Origin of the sequence: Roseomonas sp. OT10 (genome assembly GCF_020991085.1) — a bacterium.
In the GTDB taxonomy this organism is placed as follows: domain Bacteria; phylum Pseudomonadota; class Alphaproteobacteria; order Acetobacterales; family Acetobacteraceae; genus Roseomonas; species Roseomonas cutis.
Genome location: NZ_CP087719.1, coordinates 316,288 through 337,083, shown reverse-complemented (window position 1 = coordinate 337,083; position 20,796 = coordinate 316,288). Strand labels below are relative to the sequence as shown.

Sequence of the window (20,796 nt, the reverse complement as noted above, 5' to 3'; positions counted from 1 at the left end):
TCACGCCATCACCTCGGCCCGCTGCATCGCCTCATGCGCTTTGGTCAGCACGGCCGCGACCGCGGGGTAGGCCCCGGCCGCCAGGCCCGCCTGCACCAGCGCCGGGGAGACCGGCATGATGCGCCAGCCCAGCACCACCTGCAGCACATAGTCCAGCGCCGCGACGCCCAGGGCGAAGAGGCAGAAGATCAGCCAGACCACGACGAAGCTCCGCCGCGCCAGGAAGCGCCGGAAGCGCAGCGCCACCCCGTGCGCCAGCAGCAGGGTCAGGATGCCCTGCCCCAGCGGCGCGAAGCTGAGCAGGTCCTGCAGCAGGCCCAGCGCGAAGACGGCCGGCGCCCACATCGCGGCGGGGCGGAAGATGGTCCAGAAATAGACGCAGGCCAGGGCAAGCCCCGGCCCCAGCGCCGGCAGCCCGGCCGGGGTGGAGGCGAGGATGAGCAGCAGCGCCGCCCCCGTCGCCGGGAAGGCGGCGCGGGCCACCGCATCCAGGCGGCGCAGCAGGCCGGGGGCCGGGTCGGGCTGGCCCGTCGCCAGGATCATGGCCCCCGGGACCGGGAGGCGGCGGCGCCTGCCCGGGCCATGGACGCGATCGCGCTCATCGCCGCGGCCTCGGCTCGGGCCGCGCCACCGCCTCCGGGGGCAGGATGCCGGCGAGGCCGAAATCGAAGATGCGGAGGAGGTCCAGCCGGTCCAGCCGGGCATAGAGCTCGATCTCCGGCGCCCCCGCCTCGGACCAGCGCACCACGCCGACCGGCAGGCCGGTGGGAAAGGCGGCGGCCTCCGCCCCGGTCACCACGCGCTCCCCCTCCTGGGGCTGGGTGCCCTCCGGCCAGAACTGCAGCCGCGGCCGGGCGCCGTTGGTGCCGACCATCATGGCCCGGGCGCGCGAGCCTTCCAGCACCACCGGGATGCGGCTGTTGATGTCCGTCACCAGCAGCACGCGGGCGGAACGTTCGCCCACCTCCGTGACCCGGCCGGCCAGGCCGCGCTCGTCCAGCGCCACCTGCCCCTTGCGCGGCTGGAACTGCGGCGTGGTGGCCAGCAGCACGGCGCGGGCATAGATGCCCCCGGCATCCGCCACCACCCGCGCGGTGCGGTAGGAAGGGGTGGCATCGGGCACGAAGGAGAGCTGCCGGCGCAGCTGGACGTTCTCGGCATCCAGCGCCAGGGCCGCCGCCTGCCAGCGGTGCAGGCGCTCGTTCTCCTCGCGCAGCCGGACATTCTCGGAACGCATCGACCACAGGTCCCGCACGTCCTCGACCAGCTCGCGGGTCGCCCGCACCGGCTCGGACAGGCCGCCATAGAGGGGGGCCAGCGAATCGGCCAGCGACATGCGCATCCGCTCCACCAGCACGGTATCCGCCTTGCCCAGCAGCATCACCCCGAAGGCCGCCGCGATCAGCACGGGCAGCGTCAGGCGGCCGAGCGCCTGTCGGAGCGGAATGCTGAGACGGATCATGCGCGCGTGTCCTGGACCGGGCCCCTACCGGGCCCATGGTCGCAGCCTCTTCAATACATGGAGGAGAGGACGTGGCGAAGCCGCTTCATCTCCTCAAGGGCCCGTCCGGTGCCCAGCGCCACGCATGACAGGGCCTCCTCTGCCACGGAGACAGGCAGTCCCGTCGCATCCCGCAGCACCTGGTCGAGCCGGTAGAGCAGCGCCCCGCCCCCGGTGAGCACGATACCCTTGTCCACGATGTCGGCGGCCAGCTCCGGCGGCGTGTTCTCCAGCGCCACCTTCACCGCCTCCACGATGGCCGTCACCGGCTCGCTCAGGCTCTCGGCGATCTGGCGCTGGCTGACCCAGACCTCGCGCGGGACGCCGTTCATCAGGTCGCGGCCCTTCACCTCGGCGATCGGGCCCTCCTCCCCGTCGTCGGGGACGGCGGCGGCGCCGATCTCCATCTTGATCCGCTCGGCCGTGCTCTCGCCGATCAGCAGGTTGAACTGGCGGCGGATGTAGCTGATCACCGCCTCGTCCATCTTGTCGCCGCCGACCCGGACGGAACGGGCGTAGACGATGCCGCCCAGCGAGATCACGGCGACCTCGGTCGTTCCGCCGCCGATATCGACGATCATGGAGCCGGAGGGCTCGGTCACCGGCAGGCCGGCGCCGATCGCGGCCGCCATCGGCTCCTCGATCAGCAGCACCTTGCGGGCGCCGGCGGATTCCGCGCTCTCCTGGATGGCGCGGCGCTCGACGGCGGTGGAGCCGGAGGGGACGCAGACGATGATCATCGGCGAGGCGAAGGACCGCCGGTTGTGCACCTTGCGGATGAAGTGCTTGATCATCTCCTCCGCCACCTCGAAGTCGGCGATCACCCCGTCGCGCAGCGGGCGGATGGCGGCGATGTTGCCCGGGGTGCGGCCGAGCATGTGCTTGGCCTCCTCGCCCACGGCGAGGACCTGCTTGCGGCCGCGGATATCGGCGATGGCGACGACGGACGGCTCGTTCAGGACGATGCCGCGGCTCTTGACATAGACGAGGGTGTTCGCGGTCCCGAGGTCTATGGCCATGTCGGCGGACAGGAAGCCGAACAGGCGTGAGAACATGCCGGGGAGGACCTTGTACGGGAGGAAGGAAGGCGGGCCTGACTAGCCCCCCGCCCGCCCATGCTCAAGCCCCGATTCCCCTGGCGGGAAACCGTCTGGTCTGGGCTGCGTTCGGGGAAGGTCTGCCGTCATGACGGCGGCGTCAAGGACAGATGACCGAACGGAGAGAAACCATGCGCAAGGCTTCCCTGGCACTTCTGGCCCTCGCGGGCCTCGGACTGGGCGCCTGCGGCTACAGCACCGGCGACCGTGCGGTGTCCGGCGGCCTGCTCGGCGCGGGCGCGGGCGCGGCGGTGGGCTCGCTCAGCGGCAATGCCGGCACGGGCGCCCTGATCGGCGGCGCGGCCGGCGCGGCCGGCGGTGCGCTGACCAGCGGGGATTCGGTGAACCTCGGCCGCCCCATCTGGCGCTGAGCCGCCGGCTCTGGAAGGGAAAAGGGGCGCCCCGGTCCCCGGGGCGCCCCTTTCCATGTCTGCGGCCCTGCCGCCTCGCCGGGGCGGGGGCGCCTCAGGCGGCGCTGCTGTGGGAGGGGGATTCGTACTCCGCCGGGGCCGTCCGCTCCCGCTTGACCAGCAGCTTGTTCAGCGCGTGCACATAGGCCCGGGCCGAGGCGACGATCGTGTCCGTGTCGGAACCCTGGCCGTCCACCAGCTTGCCGCCCTCCTCCATGCGCACGGTGACGCGCGCCTGGGCGTCGGTGCCGCCGGTGATGGACTGGACGGCGTAGAGCTTCAGCGCCGCCTCGTGCGGGAAGACCTGGCGCAGGGCGTTGAAGGTGGCGTCCACGGCACCGTCGCCGACCGCCATGCCCTCCCGCTCCTCGCCATCCACCTCCAGCTTCAGCGTCGCCATGGGGCGGGTGTTGAGGCCGGTCGCGACCGTCAGGCCGATCAGCTTCACCCGGTCGTGCCCGCGCAGCACCTCGTCGTCGACCAGCGCCGCCACGTCCTCGTCGTAGACGACCTTCTTGCGGTCGGCGAGGTCCTTGAAGCGGCGGAAGGCGTCGTTCAGCTGGTTGTCGCCGATCTCCGGATAGCCCAGCGCCCGCAGCTTGTCGCGGAAGGCGGCGCGGCCGGAATGCTTGCCCAGCACCAGCGAGTTGGTGGTCCAGCCGACGCTCTCCGGCGTCATGATCTCGTAGGTGGAGGCGTCCTTCAGCACGCCGTCCTGGTGGATGCCGGATTCGTGGGCGAAGGCGTTGCGGCCGACGACCGCCTTGTTCGGCTGCACGTCGAAGCCGGTGATCGTGGCCAGCAGGCGGCTGGTCTTCAGCAGGTTGGTGGTGACGATGTTGTTGCGGAAGGGCAGCGCGTCGCGCCGCGTGCGCAGCGCCATCGCCACCTCCTCCAGCGAGGCGTTGCCGGCGCGCTCGCCGATGCCGTTGATCGTGCTCTCGACCTGGCGCACCCCCGCCTGCACCGCGGCCAGGGTGTTGGCGACCGCCATGCCCAGGTCGTTGTGGTTGTGCGCCGAGAAGATCACCTTCTCCGCCCCCGGCACCCGCTCGCGCAGCGCCCGGAAGATCGCCGCGATGTCCTCGGGCATGGAGTAGCCGACGGTGTCGGGGATGTTGATCGTGGTCGCGCCGGCCTGGATCGCCGTCTCGACGCAGCGGCAGAGGAAGTCGATGTCGGAGCGGCTGCCGTCCTCGGCGCTCCACTCCACGTCCGCCGCGTGGTTGCGCGCCAGGGTCACGGAAGCCGTGATCGCCTCCAGCACCTCCTCCCGGCTCATGCGCAGCTTGACGCGCATGTGCAGGTCGGAGGTCGCCAGCACGATGTGGATGCGCGGCCGGGCCGCGGGCTTCGTCGCCTCGGCCGAGCGCAGGATGTCCGCCTGGGCCGCGCGGCTCAGGCTGGCCACCACCGGGCCGTCCTTGGCAAAGCGCTGGGCGATCGACTTCACGCTGTCGAAATCGCCCGGGGAGGCGATGGCGAAGCCCGCTTCGATCACGTCCACGCCCAGCTCGGACAGCGCCTCGGCCATGCGCAGCTTCTCCTCCAGGTTCATGGAGAAGCCGGGCGACTGCTCGCCGTCCCGCAGGGTGGTGTCGAAGAAGATGATGCGGTCGTCCGGCAGGGTGCCGAAGGAAGGGTGCTGGATGGTCATGGGTCTTGTCCCGACTTGATCTGGCCGTGTGACGGGCCCGCGCGGCAGCGCGCGGGCGGAAGGGCTCAGTGTCCCCTGAACGCGACCGGCAGCGACGCCGGGGCTACGCCCAGGGGCCGATAAGTCGAAGGAGGAGGCGCGCGCCGCCAAGGCCCGGATGGGCCTGCGGAAGAGCAGCGAGGGTGCCGCGCGCGGTCATGTCGGCCTCGTAGCAGCCCCGGCCGACGGCCGCAACCGCTTCCTGGCGGATGTTTCCGGAACGGGGCGTGACCCGCCGTGCCCATGCTGTAGAGCATGGCGGATGCTGCCGCGCCGCGCCCTGCTCGCCCTCGCCGCCTCGCCTGTCCCGCTGGCCCGGGCCGCCGCGCCGGACGGCCTCGACGTCCGCGCCGGGGTGTTGGTCTTCCGCCTGACGCCGCCGGGCGGCCGCGGGACGCCCAGCCTGCTGTTCCCCTCCTCCCATGCGCCCGATCCGAGGCTGCTGCGGCTGTCCACGGAGTCGCTGCTCGGCGGGGCGCGGCGCGTGCTGATCGAGACGGATGCCGGGCCGGAGGGCATCCCGCGCGAATGGCTCACCCTGCCGCCCGGGGAGTTCCTGGACCTGCCCGCCCTGCTCGGCCCGGCCGGGCTGCGCCGGCTGCGGACGCAGCTTCTCTGCCTCGACGGGGCGCATCCGCCGGTCCGCGATCCCCTCCCCGGCGCCGCGCGGATGCGGGCCTTCCAGCTCGCCTCCCTCGCCATGCAGCCCTGCCCCGCCCCGCCGCAACGCCAGCCCGCCTCGCCCGAAGCCTGGCTGATGGGCTCGGCCCAGGCGCTGGGCATCCCCGTCTCCGCGCTGGAGACGGTGGAGGAGGCGTTCGGCGCCCTCCTCGCCCTGCCCGACGCCCTGTGGCTCGCCGGCCTCCAGGCCGCGATCCTGGACCCCGCGCGGCAGGCGGCGATCGAGCAGGCGTCGCAGCGGGCCTACGAGGCGGGCGACCTCGACGTGCTGCGCCAGCTCACCGCCGCCGCCGTCACCCCCTCGCCCGAAGGCCAGGCGATGTTCGACGCGGAGGTCATCGTCGCCCGCAATGCCCGGATCGCACCGCGGCTGGCCGAGCGGGCGCGCGCGGGAAAGGTCGTCGCCGTGCTGGGCGCGGCCCACCTGCCCGGGCCGGATGGCGTGGCCGAGCGGCTGCGGTCAGACGGGTTCGGGGTGGAGACGGTGCGGTTCCGCGGGGTGGGGTGAGGCGGGGGCGCCCGTGGCCCGGGGGAGGCTCCGCCTCGCCCCGATACCCCCTCCGCCGGGGGCGAGCCGGCCCCCGGACCCCGGCAGGCGTTTGGCGCTGCGTGGCGAAGGGGTGGCCTGGGGGCTGATAGCACGGAACGCGTGGCCAGGCGGGGCCTGAAGAAGACTCGAAAGACGCTGTCAGCAAACGAGGCGGCCGATCCCGCCGGAGGTCATCGACCTCTGGCGACGCGACCCCGGCGCAGACAGCCGCGCGGCAGTGCCCCCTGGGTCCAGGGCCTCCAAAGGGGATCAGCGGGTCCTGGCGGATGGGGGGTATCGGGGATCGACGCACTGCGTCGATGGCAGCGCCTTCCCCCCGGGTCATTCAGCGCAGGTTCACCCCGACATTCCCGCCGACATAGCCGCCCACCTGCGGCGTCAGCCCGCCATCCCGCCCCCGCTCCGCGCAGGCCGCGAAGAGGAGGGCGGCGATGACCAGCGCCACCCTCACGCGCGCGGGCCGTCGTTCAGGTGGCAGCGCGACATGTGCCCCGGCGCGATCTCCTTCAGCGCCGGCACCTCGACCCGGCAGCGGTCGAAGGCGTGCGGGCAGCGCGGGTTGAAGTGGCAGCCCGAAGGCGGGTTCAGCGGCGAGGGAATCTCGCCCTGCACCGTCACGAAGGCCTTCTTGCGCGCCTCGATGCGCGGCACGGCGCCCAGCAGCGACTGGGTGTAGGGGTGGTTCGGGCGGGCGAAGACCTCCTCGGAGGGGGCGGATTCCACCACCCGGCCGAGATACATGATCACCACCCGGTCGGAGAGGTGCTCCACCACGCCCAGGTCGTGGCTGATGAAGAGGTAGGTGAGGTCCAGCTCCTGCCGCAGCCGCATGAACAGGTTCAGCACCTGCGCCTGGATGGAGACGTCCAGCGCGGCCACGGATTCGTCACAGACCAGGAATTCCGGCTGCACCGCCAGCGCGCGGGCGATGCCGATGCGCTGCCGCTGCCCGCCCGAGAACTGGTGCGGGTAGCGCCGCTTGAAGGAGGGGTCGAGCCCGGCGCGCCGCATCTGCTCGTCCACATAGCCGTCCAGCTCGCCGCGCTTCGCGAGGCCATGCACCAGCGGCGCCTCGCCCACGATGTCCGCGACCCGCAGGCGCGGGTTCAGCGAGGACATCGGGTCCTGGAAGATCATCTGCGCCTGGAGCTTGGCGGCGCGGGCTTCCCGGCCGGAGAGGCTGGCGCGGTCCTGCCCCTTCCACAGGATGTCGCCCTCGCTCTGCGGCAGGATGCCCGCCACCATGCGGCCCAGCGTGGACTTGCCGCAGCCGGATTCGCCGACCAGCCCGACCACCTCGCCCTTGCGGACGGTGAGGTCCACCTTGTCGACCGCGTGCACCACCTCCTCGCGCACCGGGGCGCCGAGCTTCTTCGCGATCCTGCCCGCGAAGTCGAGCGTCTTGGCGAAGCGGCGCGACACCCCGCGCAGCTCCACCATCGGCGTGCCCTGGCGCGCCGGGGACGGGACAGGGCGTTCGAGCGTGGCGCTCATGCGGCATACTCCGCCTGGCCGGATTGGGGACGGCTGAAATCCGGCGCTTCCAGGTGCGGGAAGAAGCAGCGCGCCCACTGGCCGGGGCGCTTCTCCTCCATCGGCGGGTCCTCTTGGCACTCCGCCCGCGCCCGCGGGCAGCGCGCCTGGAAGGGGCAGCCGGGCGGCAGCGACAGCAGGGAGGGCGTCATGCCCGGGATCTGGCGCAGCGGCTCGCCGCGCTTGTTGCGGCTGGGCACGGAGCCGAGCAGCCCGACCGTGTAGGGATGCAGCGGCAGATCGAGCACGGGGCCGACCTCCCCCTGCTCCACGATGCGGCCGGCGTACATCACCGCGATCTCGTCGGCGAGGCCGGCGACCACGGAGAGGTCGTGGGTGATCCAGATCAGCGAGGTGCCGGTGGTGGCCGCCAGCTTCTGCACCTCGGCCAGGATCTGGCCCTGGATGGTGACGTCGAGCGCCGTGGTGGGCTCGTCCGCCACGATCAGCTCCGGCCGGTGCAGCAGGGCGATGGCGATCGCCACGCGCTGGCGCATGCCGCCCGAGAACTGGTGCGGATAGGCCAGCAGCCGCTCGTCCGGGCTGGGGATGCCCACCATGCCCAGCGTGTCGCGGGCGCGCTGCCGCGCCGCCTCGCGCGAGACCTTCTCGTGCGCCTGCACCGTCTCGATCATCTGGGTGTCGATGCGCAGCACGGGGTTCAGCGTCATCATCGGGTCCTGGAAGATCATCGCGATCTTCGAGCCCCGGAGCTGGCGCATCTCCTCCTCGGACAGCTTCGCGAGGTCGCGGCCCTGGAACAGGATCGAGCCGCCCACGATGCGCCCCGGCGCGTCCACCAGCCGCATCACGGAGAAGCCGGTGACCGACTTGCCGGAGCCGGATTCGCCGACGAGGCCCATGACGTGGCCGCGCTTCACGGTGAAGGAGACGTCGTCCACCGCCTTCACCACGCCCGCGCGGGTGAAGAAGTGGGTCCGGAGGTTGCGCACCTCCAGCGTCGGCGCCGCGGCGGTGGCGGCCATGGCGGGTGCCGTCATCGTCGCGCTCATTTCTGGAGCCTCGGGTTCAGCACGTCGCGGAGCTGGTCGCCCACCAGGTTGATGGAGACGATGGTGATCAGCAGGGCGATGCCCGGGTAGAAGGAGATCCAGTACTTGCCCGAGAGCATGTACTCGTAGCCGTTGGAGATCAGCAGCCCCAGCGAGGGCTCCGTGATCGGCACGCCCAGGCCGAGGAAGGAGAGCGTCGCCTCCAGCGCGATAGCGCGCGCCACCTGCATGGTGCCGACCACGATCAGCGGCGGCAGGCAGTTGGGCAGCAGGTGGCGGAAGATGATGCGGTGCGTCGGCAGGGCGAGGCACTGCGCCGCCTCGATGTATTCCCGCCGCCGCTCCACCAGCGCGGTGCCGCGCACGGTGCGGGCGTAGTAGGCCCATTCCACCACGACGAGGGCGATGACGACGTTCATGATGCCCTTGCCGAGGAAGGCCAGGATCATCAGCGCCGCCAGGATCGCGGGGAAGGAGAGCTGGAGGTCGACGAGCCGCATGATGACCGTGTCGGTCCTGCCCCCGGCATAGGCGGCGAGCATGCCGAGCGAGGCGCCGACCAGGGCGGCGACGATGGCCGAGCCGGCGCCCACGATGAGCGAGATTCGCAGCCCGTAGAGGATGCCGGAGAGCATGTCGCGCCCCTGGTCGTCCGTCCCCAGCCAGTAGGTCATGCTGCCGTCGCCGCTCTGCGAGCCCGGCTCCAGCCGGCCGTCCATGATGTCGAGCTGGGCGAGGTCGTAGGGGTTCTGCGGCGCGATCAGGGGCGCGAAGATGGCGAGCAGGGCGATGATCACGAAGACCACGAGCCCGAACATCGCCAGCTTGCTGGCGGCGAAGTCGGCGACGAAGCGGCGCAGCGGCGTCTCGACCTTCGGCGCCTTCTTCGGGGCCCCCTGGGCGGCGGGGACGGGTGCCCCGCCGGCGGTGGTGACGCTCATCTCACTTGCCCTCCAGCCGGACGCGGGGATCGAGCACCGAGTAGAGCAGGTCGACCGTCAGGTTGATGATGATGAACATGAAGACGATGATCATCAGGTAGGCGACGATCACCGGCCGGTCGAGCACGTTGATGCTGTCGATGATCAGCTTGCCCATGCCCGGCCAGGCGAAGACGCTCTCCGTCACCACGGAGAAGGCGATGGTCGAGCCCAGCTCCAGCCCGACCACGGTGACGACCGGGATCAGGATGTTCTTGAAGACGTGCACGCCGATGACGCGCTGGGGCGTGAGGCCCTTGGCGCGGGCGAACTTCACGAAGTCCATCAGCATCGTCTCGCGCACGCCCGCGCGGGTCAGGCGGATGACGAGGCTGATCTTGAACAGCGCGAGGTTCAGCGCCGGCATGGCGAGGTGGGCCAGCCCGTCGCGGGTGAGGAAGGACCAGCGCATCCCCAGGATGCTGGCCGTCTCGCCCCGCCCGGTGGAGGGCAGCCAGCCGAGCTGCACGGCGAAGACCATGATCAGCATCAGCCCGACCCAGAAGGTCGGCAGCGAGAAGCCCAGGATGGAGCCCGCCATGATCGCCTGGCTGAGCTTCCCGTTCGGCTTCAGCCCGGCATAGAGGCCGAGCGGGATGCCGACCAGCAGCGCCAGGAAGGTCGCGCCGAGCGCCAGCTCCAGCGTCGCGGGCATGCGCTGCAGGATGAGCTGGAGCGCCGGTTCGTTGAAGACGAAGCTGCGGCCGAGGTCGCCGCGCAGCGCGTTGCCGAGGAAGTAAGCGTATTGCTGCCACAGCGGCAGGTCGAGGCCGAGCGCCCGGATGGCGCGCTCGCGCTCCGCCTGGTCGGCGTCCGGGGAGATCAGGATCTCCACCGGGTCGCCGATGGCATAGACGCCGATGAAGACGATCACGGACATGGCCAGCATGACCAGCGCCGCCTGGATCAGGCGGCGCAGCAGGTAGACGGCCACGCGCTCAGCCCCCGGCCGCCGCCGGGCGGACGTCCTGGGCGCGGGTCAGCTCGTCCGCCCGTGCCTCGTGGGCCAGGCCGCGGCGCATCGCCCAGATGTTCTTCTGGATGTGGATCGGGATGATCGCCACGTCCTCCAGCGCGAGGCGGCTCGCCTCCTGGAGGATGCGCTCGCGCTGGGCGTCGTCGAGCGTGCGCAGCGCCTCGCCCAGCTTCGCGTCCACCGCCGGGTTGGCGTAGCGGCCGCGGTTGGAGCCGCCCCAGCCGCGCTCGGTGGAATAGGTGGCGATCAGGGCGCGCAGCGGCGAGGTCGCCTCGCCCGAGGAGATGCCCCAGCCCAGCAGGAAGGCGCTGAACTCCTGTCGCCCGGCGCGGGCGACGTAGGCAGCCCAGGGCTGGCCCTCCACCTGGGTGCGGACCCCCGCGCGGGTCCACATCTGCCCGATCGCCTGGATGATCCGGGCGTCGTTCATGTAACGGTCGTTGGGGCCGTGCAGGGTGATGCGGAAGCCATTGGGGAAGCCCGCCTCGGCCAGCAGCGCCTTAGCCCGGTTCGCGTCGGGCCGCAGCGCCGGCATGTCGGGCAGGCTGCTGTAGGAGCCGATGGAGAGGAACTGCGCGGTGGGCGAGGCGGCGCCCTCCATCACCCGCTCGGCGATGGCCGGCCGGTCGACGGCGAGGTTCAGCGCCTGCCGCACCCGCAGGTCGCGCAGGGGGTTGCGGGCGATCGGCTTGCCGTCGTTGTCCGTGACGAATGGCGTGGCGCCGTCGCGCGAATGGTCGAGTGCGAGGAAGATCAGCCGCAGCCCGTCCGCCTCGCTCAACGTCACCCGGTTCTCGCGGCGCAGCTTGGCGATGTCGCTGGTCGGCACCTGGTCGATGAAGTCCACGTCGCCCGCCAGCAGCGCCGCGGTGCGCCCGGCGTCGTTGGTGATCATGCGGTAGTTCACCCGCTCCCAGGCGGGCCTGTCGCCGAAGTAGCTGTCGTTGCGGGCGTATTCGATGCGGTCGCCGTTGCGGTGCGAGATCATGCGGAAGGGGCCGGTGCCGATCGCGACCTTGCCGCTGTTGAAGTCCTCGGTCGCCGCGCCGCGGTGGATCTTCGCGCTCAGCATCTGGACCTGGGCGAGGTCGGTGGCCAGCAGCGGATAGGGGCCGTCCGTGTGCAGGCGGACCGTCAGCGGATCGACGATCTCCACCCGCTTCACCGCGCGCGTGTAGATCCCGTAGGAGGAGGGGCTGTTCGGGACGGTGGGCACACGCTCGATGGTGAAGGCCACGTCCTCGGCGGTGAAGGGCGTGCCGTCGTGGAAGGTGACGTTGGGGCGGAGCTTGAACTCCCACACGCTCTCCGAGATCGGCCGCCAGCTCTCCGCCAGCCGCGGCTGCAGGCGCGCCTTGGCGTCGAAGGTGGTCAGGCTGTCGAACAGCATGTCCGCCACGGCGTAGTTGGGCGAGAGCGCGTGGTAGTGCGGGTCCAGCGAGGTGACGGGTGCGCCGACGGCCAGATTCAGCGTCTGCGCCACCGCCGGGCTGCCCCCGGGAATGGCAAATGCCGAAAAAGCGGCCAGCGCAGCCGCGATGGCACGGGAGAGATGCATGGTCCGGAGCCCCTTACAGCCGCTTCTGCGGTCTTTCGACGTCCGTCTTCTAGCAGCCGGCATGCCGAATCGCTAGCTTTCGGGCCAATGCAAGGCAAAAGGGAGCCGGGAGCCATGACTGTTACTCAAGCCAAACCAACCCACCGAGCGGGGCTGGCCCTGCGGCTGCTGGGCGGCGCCGCCCTGGCCGTCCCGCTGGCGGCAACACCCGCCACGGCGCAGACGGTCACCATCGCCATCGGCGGCTCGGTCACCTCGCTCGACCCGCATTTCTACAACGCCTCGCCGAACCACAGCGTGGCGGCGCATTTCTTCGACAAGCTCGTGGAATTCACCGGCCGCACCCAGATGGTGCCGCAGCTCGCGGAATCCTGGCGCCCGATCTCGGACACGGTCTGGGAGTTCAAGCTGCGGCCCGGCGTGAAGTGGCACGACGGGCGTGACTTCACCGCCGAGGACGTGGCCTTCACCATCCAGCGCGCGCCGGACGTGCCCAACAGCCCCGGCGGCTTCGGCTCCTTCGTCCGCGCCATCCAGAAGGTGGAGATCGTCGACCCGCTGACGATCCGCTTCCACACCCCGGGGCCCTACCCGCTGCTGCCGACGGACTTCACCTCCGTCTACGTCATCTCGCGCCATGCGGGCACCGGCGCCAGCACGGAGGACTACAACAGCGGCAAGGCGGTGGTCGGCACCGGCCCCTACCGCTTCGGCAGCTACTCCCCCGGCACGCGCGTGCAGATGACGCGCAACGACGCCTACTGGGAGGGCAGGCCGTCCTGGGAGCGGGTGGACTTCCGCATCATCTCCTCGCCCCCCGCCCGCACCGCGGCCATCCTCTCGGGCGACGTGGACATCATCGACACCGTCCCCTCCTCCGACCTCGCGCGGCTGCGCGGCGACCAGCGGGTGCGGCTCTCCTCCATCCAGGGGCTGCGGCTGATCTACATGGCGCCGGACCGCTCCCGCACGGCGGACCCGATCTTCGTCACCGACAACGACGGCAAGCCGCTGGCGCAGAACCCGTTCAACGACCTGCGGGTGCGCCAGGCGCTCAACATCGCCATCGACCGCCAGGCCATCACCCAGCGCGTCATGGAGGGTACGGCCACGCCGAACGGGCAGTGGCTGCCGCCGGGGACCTATTCCTACAACCCCGACGTGCAGCCGCCGGCCTATGACCCGAACCGCGCCAAGGCGCTGCTGGCCGAGGCGGGCTTCCCCAACGGCTTCCGCATGACGCTGCACACGCCCAACGACCGCTATCCCAACGATGCCCGCACCGCCCAGGCGGTGGCGCAGATGTGGACGCGCGTCGGCGTGCAGACCCAGGTGGAGGCGCTGCCCTGGAGCGCCTTCTCCGTCCGCAGCGCGCGGCAGGAGTTCGGGATGCGGCTGCTCGGCTGGGGCTCGCCCACCGGCGAGGCCTCCTACGCGCTGGTGGGCATCCTCAACACCTTCGATGCCGCGAAGCGCACCGGCCCCAACAACACCGGCCGCTATTCCAACCCGCAGCTCGACGCCCTGACCGAGCGCGCCACCGCGACGCTGGACGACGGCGCGCGCGAGGCGCTGTTGCGCCAGGCGGTGAAGATGGCCATGGACGACGTGGCGATCATCCCGCTGCACCAGCTCACCAACACCTGGGCGGTGCGCGGCGGGCTGCAGCACGAGCCGCGCGCCGACGAGCGGACCCGGGCGATGGACCTGAAGCCGGGCAACAGCTAGCGCGGCGCCACCGGGAGGGAAGCCGCTTCCCTCCCGGACCCTGCCCCGGGCCCCCAGGCCCGGGGCCGACTATTCCTCGTCCGCCTCGGCCACCGGCAGGATCGAGGTCTCCTTGGCCGAGGCGATGGCCAGGATGGTTTCCGTCCGTTCCACCCCCGGCTGGCCGCGCACCTCGGCGGCGACGAAGCGTTCCAGCGTGGCGAGGTCCGGCAGGCGCAGCTTGAGCAGGCAGGACCAGGGGCCGGTGACGGCGTGGCACTCCAGCACGGGCTCCATGCGGTTCATCGCCTTGCGGAAGGCGGCGTCGTCGCGGCCGGGGCGAAGCTGCACGAAGACGAAGGCCAGCAGGGGGCAGCCGATGGCGGCCGGGTCCAGGTCCGCGCGCCAGCCGCGGATGGTGCCGCGCTCCTCCAGCCGCTTCACCCGCTCCGCCGTCGCCGAGACGGAGAGCCCCGCCACCTTCGCCAGGTCCGCCAGCCCCGCCGCCCCGTCCTGCTGGAGGGCGATCAGGATGTTGCGGTCGATCTCGTCCATGGGCGGAGAGTAGGGCGGGACCGGCCGATCCGGAAACCGTCACGATGCGCCCGCGGCGCGCGGCGACGGACCCACGAAAGCGAACGGCCCGGCGCGGGGTCCGCGCCGGGCCGTTCCGGAAGGCCGCCGGGGGGCTGTCCCCGGCGTCCTGCCTTAGACGTAATGCTCGGCCAGCGGGGCGAAGCCGTTGAAGCGCTGGCTGGCGTAGGTGGTCACATAGGCCCCCGTCGCCAGCAGCTCGATCCGGTCGCCCGAGTCCAGCGCCAGCGGCAGGCGGTAGTTGGACTTCTCGTACAGCGTGTCGGTGCTGTCGCAGGTGGGGCCCGCGATGGTCACCGGACCCTCCGCCTCGCCGTCATGCGGCGTGCGGAAGGCGTACTTGATCGACTCGCCCTCGGTCTCCGCCAGCCCGCCGAAGCGGCCGATGTCGAGGTAGACCCAGCGCACCGGATCCTCCTCGCCCTTGCGGGAGACCAGCACCACCTCGGAGGAGACGACGCCGGCATCGCCCACGATGAAGCGGCCCGGCTCGATCACCATCTCCGGCAGCGCGTTGCCGAAGGCCCGCGCCATGGCGCCCATGATGGCGTCGCCGATCTCGTCGATCTGCGGCACCTCGGAGCGGTAGCGCACGGGGTAGCCGCCGCCCAGGTTGACCATGCGCAGCTTCACCCCCGCCTCCTGGAGGTCGGTGAACAGCATGCCGACCTTGGCGATCGCCGCCTCGTAGGCCGCGGTGCGGGTCTGCTGGCTGCCGACGTGGAAGGAGATGCCGTAGGGGTCGAGGCCCAGCTCGCCCGCCTGCACCATCAGCTTCGCCGCCATCTCGACCTCGCAGCCGAACTTGCGGCTGAGCGGCCATTCGGCGCCGTCATTGCCCACCAGGATGCGGCAGTAGACGCGCGCGCCCGGCGCCGAGCGGGCGAGCTTCCGCAGCTCCCCCTCGGAGTCGAAGGCGAACATCCGCACGCCGTGGCCGAAGGCGGCCCTGATGGCGCTCTCCTTCTTCACGGTGTTGCCGAAGGAGATGGACTCCGCGCGCGCACCGGCGGCGAGGCACATCTCCACCTCCTCCAGCGAGGCGGCGTCGAAGGCGGAGTCGAGCCCGACCAGCCGCTCCAGGATCGGCGCGGCGGGATTGGCCTTCACGGCGTAGTAGATGCGGGCGAGCGGCAGCGCGGCCGACAGGCGCCGGTAGTTCTCCTCGACCCGGTCCACGTCCAGGACCAGGCAGGGGGTGGCCGGCTCGGCCTCGCGAAGGAAACGGGCGATCTTGGGGGTCATGGTGCCACCCTCCGAAGATGCGACAAGGCATCCCTTTGGAGGGGACGGCCCTGTCAGTGTTGACGAACGGTCGAACGAACCAGCGACCAGAGGTTGCCAGAACGCTTGACGTCGTTGCCTAACCACCCAGGGCCAGAGGCACGTGCGTACTGCGTCTTGGCGGTGCAGATAGCGTCCCGTCCCGGCCGGGACAAGGGCTTTCTGCCCCCTGCCCGGGATTTTTTTCGCCACCCTCGCGAATGCCCGGAAACCTCCGGGATGACCCACCCCTGGAAGCGGCTTTTTCACCGGCCGAAGTCGGATTTGGCCGGGAGTATTCCGGCGCGGGTGGGCTGCCATGCGGGGGTCGGGGATCACCCGGCCCCTCTCCTCCGCAGGGCGGGGCGGCGCGCCCGGACCGCTCAGCCCGCCGCGGCCGGGGTGCCGTAGGCGCGCAGGAACAGGTCCACGGCCGCCAGCACGGCCGCCTCGATCGCCGCCTCCATCTCGTCCGGCGGGAAGCCCAGCGCCACGTCCAGGTAGAGCTCGCCACGCAGCAGGGCGCCGAACTGGCCGGCCATGGCCTTCGGATCGGCCTCCGCCAGCAGCTCGCCACGCTGCTGGGCCAGGGCCATCCAGCCGGCGAGCCAGACGCGGCCGCGCTTCGGCCCCGCCTCGTGGAAGGCGCGGGCGAGGTCGGGAAAGCGCCCGCCCTCCGCCATCACCACCCGGTGGATGGCCATGGAGGCGGGGCGCAGGATGAAGCCCAGCCAGGAGCGCCCGACCTCGCACAACGCCTGGCGGATCGGCAGGGCGGGGTCGACCAGGGCGTTGGTCTGCTCGGCCATGGCGACGCAGCGCTCGCCGACGATGGCTCCGAACAGCGCATCCTTGCCGGCGAAATGCGCGTAGAGCGTGGCCTTGGACACGCCGGCGGCCCGCGCCACCGCATCCATCGACACCGCCGCGTAGCCCTGGTCCATGAAGAGCTTGCCCGCCGCATCGAGGATGGCACGGCGCTTGGGCGACGTCTCGGCGGCCTCGCTCGGCGCGGTGGGCTCCGGGTCGGTCAGGGGCAGCAGGGCGGCGGACATGGGCGGCAATCTGGCGGCGTCACCTCACGCAAACAAGACGGAAACGGCACTGAACTGAACGGTTCAGTTTGTCGTTGACGGGGGCAGTCCGCGACCCTATCTCGCCGCCGCACTGAACGGTTCAGTCCAGCCATGAACGCACAGACCCCCAGCCGCCCCGAGACGGCCGACCAGGCCACCGCCACGCCCCCCGCGGAGAGCGCGAAGCGCCGCGTCTGGCGTCGCGTGCGGCCCGTCCTGGCCGTGCTCGTCCTGTCCGGGGCCGCCCTGGGCGGGAACTGGTGGTGGCAGGTCGGCCGTTTCCAGCAGAGCACGGACAACGCCTACGTGCAGGCGGACATCGCCGTCCTGTCCTCCCGCATCGACGGCGAGGTCGCGCAGATCCTGGTGGAGGACAACCAGGCGGTCACCGCCGGCCAGGCGCTGATCCGGATCGACGACCGCGACTGGCGGGCCCGGCGCGATTCGGCCGCCGCCGACCTCGCCCAGGCGGAGGCCGCCATCGCCACCGTCCAGGCCCAGCTCGAGCAGCAGCGGGCGCAGATCGCCGCCGCGGACGCGCAGGTCGCCCAGGCGGAGGCGGAGCGGGTCCGCGCCGTCGCCAATGCCGACCGCGCCGGCTCGCTGGTGCGCAGCGGCTACACCAGCCGCGAGGCGGGGGACCAGGCCGTCGCCGACCGCCGCAAGGCGGAGGCCGCGGTGAGCGCCGCCCAGGCCAACCTCGCCGCCGCCCGCGCCGCCCTGCCGGTGCTGGAGGCGCAGGGCCGCTCCGCCGAGGCGCGCCGCGATGCCGCCCGGGCCGGGCTGGACCTGGCCGAGAGCAACCTCGCCCATGCGGTCATCCGCGCGCCCTTCGACGGGATGGTGGGCAACCGCGCCGCCCAGCTCGGCCAGCATGTCGGGGTGGGGCAGTCGCTGATCGCCGTCGCCCCGCCGCCGTCGCGGCAATACGTGGTCGCCAACTTCAAGGAGACCCAGGTGAAGCGCATGCGCCCCGGCATGCCCGTGACGCTCTCCCTGGACGTGGGCACGGAGCTGCACGGGGTGGTGGCCAGCCTGGCCCCGGCCACCGGCTCCCAGTTCAGCCTGCTGCCGCCGGAGAACGCCACGGGCAACTTCACCAAGGTCGTGCAGCGCGTCCCGGTGCGCATCGCCATCGCACCGGGGCAGGACACCGCCCTGTTGCGCCCGGGCCTGTCGGTCGAGGCGGAGGTGGACACGCGCGCCGACCCGCATGCCCCGCGCGGCGTCCTGGCCGCCGCCGCGGCCAGCCTGCACCTGGCGCGCTAGGGCCTTCCGCCATGTCCGCCAGCGCGGGCACCGCCCCGGCCCCCCGTGCCGCCGCGCCGCAGGCCCCCGCCCATCAGGGCATGGCCAACCAGGGCCTGACCACCCGCCAGTGGCTCGGCTTCATGAGCATGGTGCTGGGCATGTTCATGGCGATCCTGGACATCCAGATCGTCTCGGCCAGCATGGCGGAAATCCAGGCCGGGCTCTCGGCGAGCCCGGACGAGGCCTCCTGGGTCCAGACCTCCTACCTGATCGCGGAGATCGTGATGATCCCGCTCTCGGGCTTCCTTTCCCGCCTGCTCTCCACCCGGGTGCTGTTCACCGCCTCGGCCGTGGGCTTCACCATCGCCTCGCTGGCCTGCGCCTTCGCTACCTCCCTGCCGGTGATGGCGATGCTGCGCGCGGTGCAGGGCTTCGTCGGCGGCGCGATGATCCCGACCGTCTTCGCCACCACCTTCCTGCTCTTCCCCGGCAACCGGCGCACCCAGGCCAGCGTGCTGATCGGCCTGACCGCGACGCTCGCCCCCACGGTCGGCCCGACCCTGGGCGGGATGCTGACGGACGCGCTGTCCTGGCACTGGCTGTTCCTGATCAACGTGCCGGTGGGCGCGCTGGTCGCCTTCTCCGTCTGGCGCACCATCGACATCGACCGCGGCGACCGCCGGCTGCTTGCCCATTTCGACTGGTGGGGGCTGATCGCCATGGCGGCCTTCCTCGGCTGCCTGGAATACGCGCTGGAGGAGGGGCCGCGCTGGGACTGGCTGGACGACCCCACCGTCGCCGCCTGCGCCGCCATCGCCGTGGTGGCGGGGGCGCTGTTCTTCCACCGCGCCCTGACCCGGCCGGAGCCGATCGTCGACCTGCGCGCCTATACCGACCGCAACTTCGCCATCGGCAGCCTCTTCGCCTTCCTGGTCGGCATCGCGCTCTATGGCGCCGTCTACCTGATCCCGCTCTTCCTGGGCCGGATCCGCGGCTACAACGCCATGCAGATCGGCGAGACCATGTTCGTCACCGGGCTCGCCATGTTCTTCGCCTCCCCCATCATCGGGCGCCTGGTCCGGGCCTTCGACATCCGGGTCATCCTGGCCGCCGGCATGGGGATCATGGCGGTCTCGCTCTGGCTGACCGCGCGGCTCACGGCGGATTCCGCCCTGCCGACCCTCTGGTTCCCGCTGGCCCTGCGCGGCGTCGGGACGATGATGGTGATGGTGCCGGTCAACCAGGTGGCGCTGGGCACCCTGCCGCCGCAGCGCGTGAAGAACGCCGCCGGGCTGTACAACCTGATGCGCAACCTCGGCGGCGCCTTCGGCCTCGCCTTCATCAACACGCTGGTGATCGACCGCGGCGCCTTCCACCGCCAGCACCTGGCCGAGGCCGCCGGCTGGGGCAACGACGCCGCCGTGCAGTGGCTGGACAAGGTGGCCCAGGGCATGGCCGCCCACATGGACACGGCGGCGGCCCATGCCGCCGCGCTGAAGCGCCTGTCCAACCTGGTGATGCGCGAGGGGCTGGTGCTGGCCTACAACGACGTGCTGGTGCTGATGGCGGCCCTGTTCCTGCTGGCGGCCCCGCTGGTGCTGCTGCTGCGGCGCCCGAAGCCCGGCGGTGGCGGCGGGGCGCACTGAGCGCCCCGTCGGCATGGGCCTGCCGGCATGGAGCCGCCGGCATGGGCCCATCGGCATGGAACAGCCCGGCGGCCGTCGCGGACCGGGGCCGGCGGACCGCCTCGCCCCCTTGCGGGCGGGCCCGCCCGTCCCCAAGCGAGGCATGGCCGTCATGAGGAAGCCCCCCCTGCCCTCCCCATCCCGCCGGCACCTGCCGGCCCTTCTCCTGCTCGCCGCGCTGCTGCCGGGCACCGTCCTGGCGCAGGACGCGCCATCCCGGCCCCAGCAGGCCCCGCCCCCGGGCGACCGCCCCGGAGCCGACCGCACGCCGGCCCAGCGCGCGCCGGCGCTCCTGGCCTTCGAGCAGCGCCTGCCGGCCGAGCTGGGGCAGATGCGCCGGGTGAACCCGCCGGACCTGCCGCCGCCGACCAACCCCAACCTGCTGACGGCCCATTACGATGGGCCCATCGGCGGCGCCACGGTGCAGATCTGGAGCCCCGCGCCGAACATGGAGCCGTGGGAGCAGGTGGAAGCCACGCTGCGCCTGGCCATGGAGGTCGACATCCGCACCGGCGCCAACTCCCTGGGCCCCGGCACCTGGACGGGCCAGCCGCAGCGCCAGACGGTGGAGATCGACCAGGGCCCCGGCCTCGCCTGCCTGGCCGTGGAACGCCGGCAGCGGCAGCAATCCTCCTTCCCGCAGCAGATCCGGCTGATGAACCGGAAGTGCTACGCCGCGATCGCCGGGCACGTCGTCGGCATCCTGGTCTCCACACGCTTCCGCGAGCCGGTGGAGGAGCGCATGAACCGCGCCCAGCTGGACTTCGCCGCCGCGATGGCCAAGACCATCGCCGATGCCAGAACTCCCGCCACCCCGCCGGGGCCGGCGGTGCCGCAGCCCCGGCCCATCGCCTGGGACCGGGCGGGCTGATCCGCGCGGACCGCGCCCCCTGACGGGGCACCCGGACGATGCGGCGGGGCGCGCCGTGCCACGGGGCCCCCACCGGAGTCCGCGCTTCATACGGATGGCGCGATGCCCTGGTCCGTGCCGGCGTGGCGCCCGTTCCCCGGGGGCAAGGCTCCGCCTCGCCCCCGATACCCCCACTCCGCCAGGACCCTGCGGGCCCTGGACCCGATCGGCGCTGCCGCGGGACAACCTGATACGGGGTCACAGCGCCGAGGAGCCATGCTCCTCGGCGGGACCGGCCGCCGCCCTCGCTGACGCCTGTGATGCTTTTTCAGAGTCCCGCCTGTCCGCGCTCTGTCAGGGTTCAGCCCGCAGGCT

19 protein-coding genes are annotated in these 20,796 nt (G+C 72.0%); 6 read left to right on the top strand and 13 right to left on the bottom strand.

Going from position 1 to position 20,796, the window contains the following annotated elements; translation table 11 throughout:
* From mreD to LPC08_RS01680, 3 genes are read right to left on the bottom strand one after another with little or no spacing between them, the layout of a single operon-like run.
* Positions 1–543, bottom strand: a complete 543-nt coding sequence (mreD, locus tag LPC08_RS01690) for a rod shape-determining protein MreD (protein WP_230451006.1) — start codon at positions 541–543, stop codon at positions 1–3.
* A 55-nt stretch (positions 544–598) separates the two neighbouring features.
* A complete protein-coding gene (gene mreC / locus LPC08_RS01685) occupies positions 599–1,462 on the bottom strand; it encodes a rod shape-determining protein MreC (RefSeq protein WP_230451005.1) in 864 nt (287 codons plus the stop codon).
* A gap of 50 nt (positions 1,463–1,512) precedes the next feature.
* The gene (locus LPC08_RS01680) at positions 1,513–2,556 is read right to left on the bottom strand and encodes a rod shape-determining protein (protein ID WP_230451004.1); all 1,044 of its coding nucleotides are present in this window, start codon (positions 2,554–2,556) and stop codon (positions 1,513–1,515) included.
* A 173-nt stretch (positions 2,557–2,729) separates the two neighbouring features.
* Between LPC08_RS01680 and LPC08_RS01675 the strand changes: the two genes are divergently transcribed.
* A complete protein-coding gene (locus tag LPC08_RS01675) occupies positions 2,730–2,969 on the top strand; it encodes a YMGG-like glycine zipper-containing protein (RefSeq protein ID WP_230451003.1) in 240 nt (79 codons plus the stop codon).
* Between the two features lie 94 nt (positions 2,970–3,063).
* Here the strand turns inward: LPC08_RS01675 and LPC08_RS01670 are convergent, their stop codons facing one another.
* A complete protein-coding gene (locus LPC08_RS01670; RefSeq protein ID WP_230451002.1) occupies positions 3,064–4,665 on the bottom strand; it encodes a 2-isopropylmalate synthase in 1,602 nt (533 codons plus the stop codon).
* Between the two features lie 301 nt (positions 4,666–4,966).
* Between LPC08_RS01670 and LPC08_RS01665 the strand changes: the two genes are divergently transcribed.
* Positions 4,967–5,893 carry a TraB/GumN family protein gene (locus tag LPC08_RS01665; RefSeq protein WP_230451001.1) on the top strand — a complete coding sequence of 309 codons (927 nt, stop codon included), beginning with the start codon at positions 4,967–4,969 and terminating at the stop codon, positions 5,891–5,893.
* A gap of 367 nt (positions 5,894–6,260) precedes the next feature.
* Here LPC08_RS01665 and LPC08_RS26055 read toward each other — a convergent pair whose 3' ends face one another.
* Genes LPC08_RS26055 through LPC08_RS01640 form a run of 6 tightly spaced genes read right to left on the bottom strand, consistent with a single transcriptional unit; the run spans position 6,261 to position 11,995 of the window.
* Positions 6,261–6,386: a hypothetical protein gene (locus LPC08_RS26055; protein WP_255702295.1), complete on the bottom strand. Its 126-nt coding sequence runs from the start codon at positions 6,384–6,386 to the stop codon at positions 6,261–6,263.
* Entirely contained in the window at positions 6,383–7,429 is a 1,047-nt protein-coding gene (locus LPC08_RS01660; RefSeq protein WP_230451000.1) for an ABC transporter ATP-binding protein, read from the bottom strand. Before LPC08_RS01660 ends, LPC08_RS26055 begins: the two co-directional genes overlap by 4 nt.
* A complete protein-coding gene (locus tag LPC08_RS01655; RefSeq protein WP_230450999.1) occupies positions 7,426–8,481 on the bottom strand; it encodes an ABC transporter ATP-binding protein in 1,056 nt (351 codons plus the stop codon). Before LPC08_RS01655 ends, LPC08_RS01660 begins: the two co-directional genes overlap by 4 nt.
* Positions 8,478–9,422, bottom strand: coding sequence for an ABC transporter permease (locus tag LPC08_RS01650; RefSeq protein WP_230450998.1), 945 nt, complete (start codon positions 9,420–9,422; stop codon positions 8,478–8,480). The genes LPC08_RS01655 and LPC08_RS01650 overlap by 4 nt, the downstream gene beginning before the upstream one ends.
* Position 9,423: 1 nt before the next feature.
* Positions 9,424–10,395, bottom strand: coding sequence for an ABC transporter permease (locus LPC08_RS01645; RefSeq protein WP_230450997.1), 972 nt, complete (start codon positions 10,393–10,395; stop codon positions 9,424–9,426).
* 4 nt (positions 10,396–10,399) lie between these two features.
* A complete protein-coding gene (locus LPC08_RS01640; RefSeq protein ID WP_230450996.1) occupies positions 10,400–11,995 on the bottom strand; it encodes an ABC transporter substrate-binding protein in 1,596 nt (531 codons plus the stop codon).
* Between the two features lie 114 nt (positions 11,996–12,109).
* On the opposite strand from LPC08_RS01640, the gene LPC08_RS01635 reads away from it, so the two are divergent.
* Positions 12,110–13,723, top strand: a complete 1,614-nt coding sequence (locus LPC08_RS01635; RefSeq protein ID WP_230450995.1) for an ABC transporter substrate-binding protein — start codon at positions 12,110–12,112, stop codon at positions 13,721–13,723.
* A 69-nt stretch (positions 13,724–13,792) separates the two neighbouring features.
* On the opposite strand, the gene LPC08_RS01630 is transcribed toward LPC08_RS01635, so the two are convergent.
* The 3 genes from LPC08_RS01630 to LPC08_RS01620 form a co-directional block, all read right to left on the bottom strand.
* The gene (locus tag LPC08_RS01630; protein WP_230450994.1) at positions 13,793–14,257 is read right to left on the bottom strand and encodes an Lrp/AsnC family transcriptional regulator; all 465 of its coding nucleotides are present in this window, start codon (positions 14,255–14,257) and stop codon (positions 13,793–13,795) included.
* Positions 14,258–14,410: 153 nt separating this feature from the next.
* Positions 14,411–15,541, bottom strand: coding sequence for a type III PLP-dependent enzyme (locus LPC08_RS01625; protein ID WP_230450993.1), 1,131 nt, complete (start codon positions 15,539–15,541; stop codon positions 14,411–14,413).
* Positions 15,542–15,942: 401 nt separating this feature from the next.
* A complete protein-coding gene (locus LPC08_RS01620) occupies positions 15,943–16,614 on the bottom strand; it encodes a TetR/AcrR family transcriptional regulator (RefSeq protein ID WP_230450992.1) in 672 nt (223 codons plus the stop codon).
* Between the two features lie 132 nt (positions 16,615–16,746).
* Between LPC08_RS01620 and LPC08_RS01615 the strand changes: the two genes are divergently transcribed.
* The 3 genes from LPC08_RS01615 to LPC08_RS01605 all read left to right on the top strand — a co-directional run bounded on the left by LPC08_RS01615 (position 16,747) and on the right by LPC08_RS01605 (position 20,442).
* On the top strand, positions 16,747–17,904 hold the full coding sequence (locus LPC08_RS01615) for an HlyD family secretion protein (protein ID WP_230450991.1): 1,158 nt from the start codon (positions 16,747–16,749) through the stop codon (positions 17,902–17,904).
* Between the two features lie 11 nt (positions 17,905–17,915).
* Positions 17,916–19,532 (top strand): DHA2 family efflux MFS transporter permease subunit, encoded by a 1,617-nt coding sequence (locus LPC08_RS01610; protein ID WP_230450990.1) that lies wholly within the window; start codon positions 17,916–17,918, stop codon positions 19,530–19,532.
* Between the two features lie 151 nt (positions 19,533–19,683).
* Positions 19,684–20,442 (top strand): hypothetical protein, encoded by a 759-nt coding sequence (locus tag LPC08_RS01605; protein WP_230450989.1) that lies wholly within the window; start codon positions 19,684–19,686, stop codon positions 20,440–20,442.
* Positions 20,443–20,796: the final 354 nt, after the last annotated feature.

Bases quoted from the DNA above. Each gene is read 5' to 3' on its own strand.
- mreD (WP_230451006.1), bottom strand. From the start codon at position 543: ATGATCCTGGCGACGGGCCAGCCCGACCCGGCCCCCGGCCTGCTGCGC.
- mreC (WP_230451005.1), bottom strand. From the start codon at position 1,462: ATGATCCGTCTCAGCATTCCGCTCCGACAGGCGCTCGGCCGCCTGACG.
- LPC08_RS01680 (WP_230451004.1), bottom strand. From the start codon at position 2,556: ATGTTCTCACGCCTGTTCGGCTTCCTGTCCGCCGACATGGCCATAGAC.
- LPC08_RS01675 (WP_230451003.1), top strand. From the start codon at position 2,730: ATGCGCAAGGCTTCCCTGGCACTTCTGGCCCTCGCGGGCCTCGGACTG.
- LPC08_RS01670 (WP_230451002.1), bottom strand. From the start codon at position 4,665: ATGACCATCCAGCACCCTTCCTTCGGCACCCTGCCGGACGACCGCATC.
- LPC08_RS01665 (WP_230451001.1), top strand. From the start codon at position 4,967: ATGCTGCCGCGCCGCGCCCTGCTCGCCCTCGCCGCCTCGCCTGTCCCG.
- LPC08_RS01660 (WP_230451000.1), bottom strand. From the start codon at position 7,429: ATGAGCGCCACGCTCGAACGCCCTGTCCCGTCCCCGGCGCGCCAGGGC.
- LPC08_RS01655 (WP_230450999.1), bottom strand. From the start codon at position 8,481: ATGAGCGCGACGATGACGGCACCCGCCATGGCCGCCACCGCCGCGGCG.
- LPC08_RS01650 (WP_230450998.1), bottom strand. From the start codon at position 9,422: ATGAGCGTCACCACCGCCGGCGGGGCACCCGTCCCCGCCGCCCAGGGG.
- LPC08_RS01640 (WP_230450996.1), bottom strand. From the start codon at position 11,995: ATGCATCTCTCCCGTGCCATCGCGGCTGCGCTGGCCGCTTTTTCGGCA.
- LPC08_RS01635 (WP_230450995.1), top strand. From the start codon at position 12,110: ATGACTGTTACTCAAGCCAAACCAACCCACCGAGCGGGGCTGGCCCTG.
- LPC08_RS01630 (WP_230450994.1), bottom strand. From the start codon at position 14,257: ATGGACGAGATCGACCGCAACATCCTGATCGCCCTCCAGCAGGACGGG.
- LPC08_RS01625 (WP_230450993.1), bottom strand. From the start codon at position 15,541: ATGACCCCCAAGATCGCCCGTTTCCTTCGCGAGGCCGAGCCGGCCACC.
- LPC08_RS01620 (WP_230450992.1), bottom strand. From the start codon at position 16,614: ATGTCCGCCGCCCTGCTGCCCCTGACCGACCCGGAGCCCACCGCGCCG.
- LPC08_RS01615 (WP_230450991.1), top strand. From the start codon at position 16,747: ATGAACGCACAGACCCCCAGCCGCCCCGAGACGGCCGACCAGGCCACC.
- LPC08_RS01610 (WP_230450990.1), top strand. From the start codon at position 17,916: ATGTCCGCCAGCGCGGGCACCGCCCCGGCCCCCCGTGCCGCCGCGCCG.
- LPC08_RS01605 (WP_230450989.1), top strand. From the start codon at position 19,684: ATGAGGAAGCCCCCCCTGCCCTCCCCATCCCGCCGGCACCTGCCGGCC.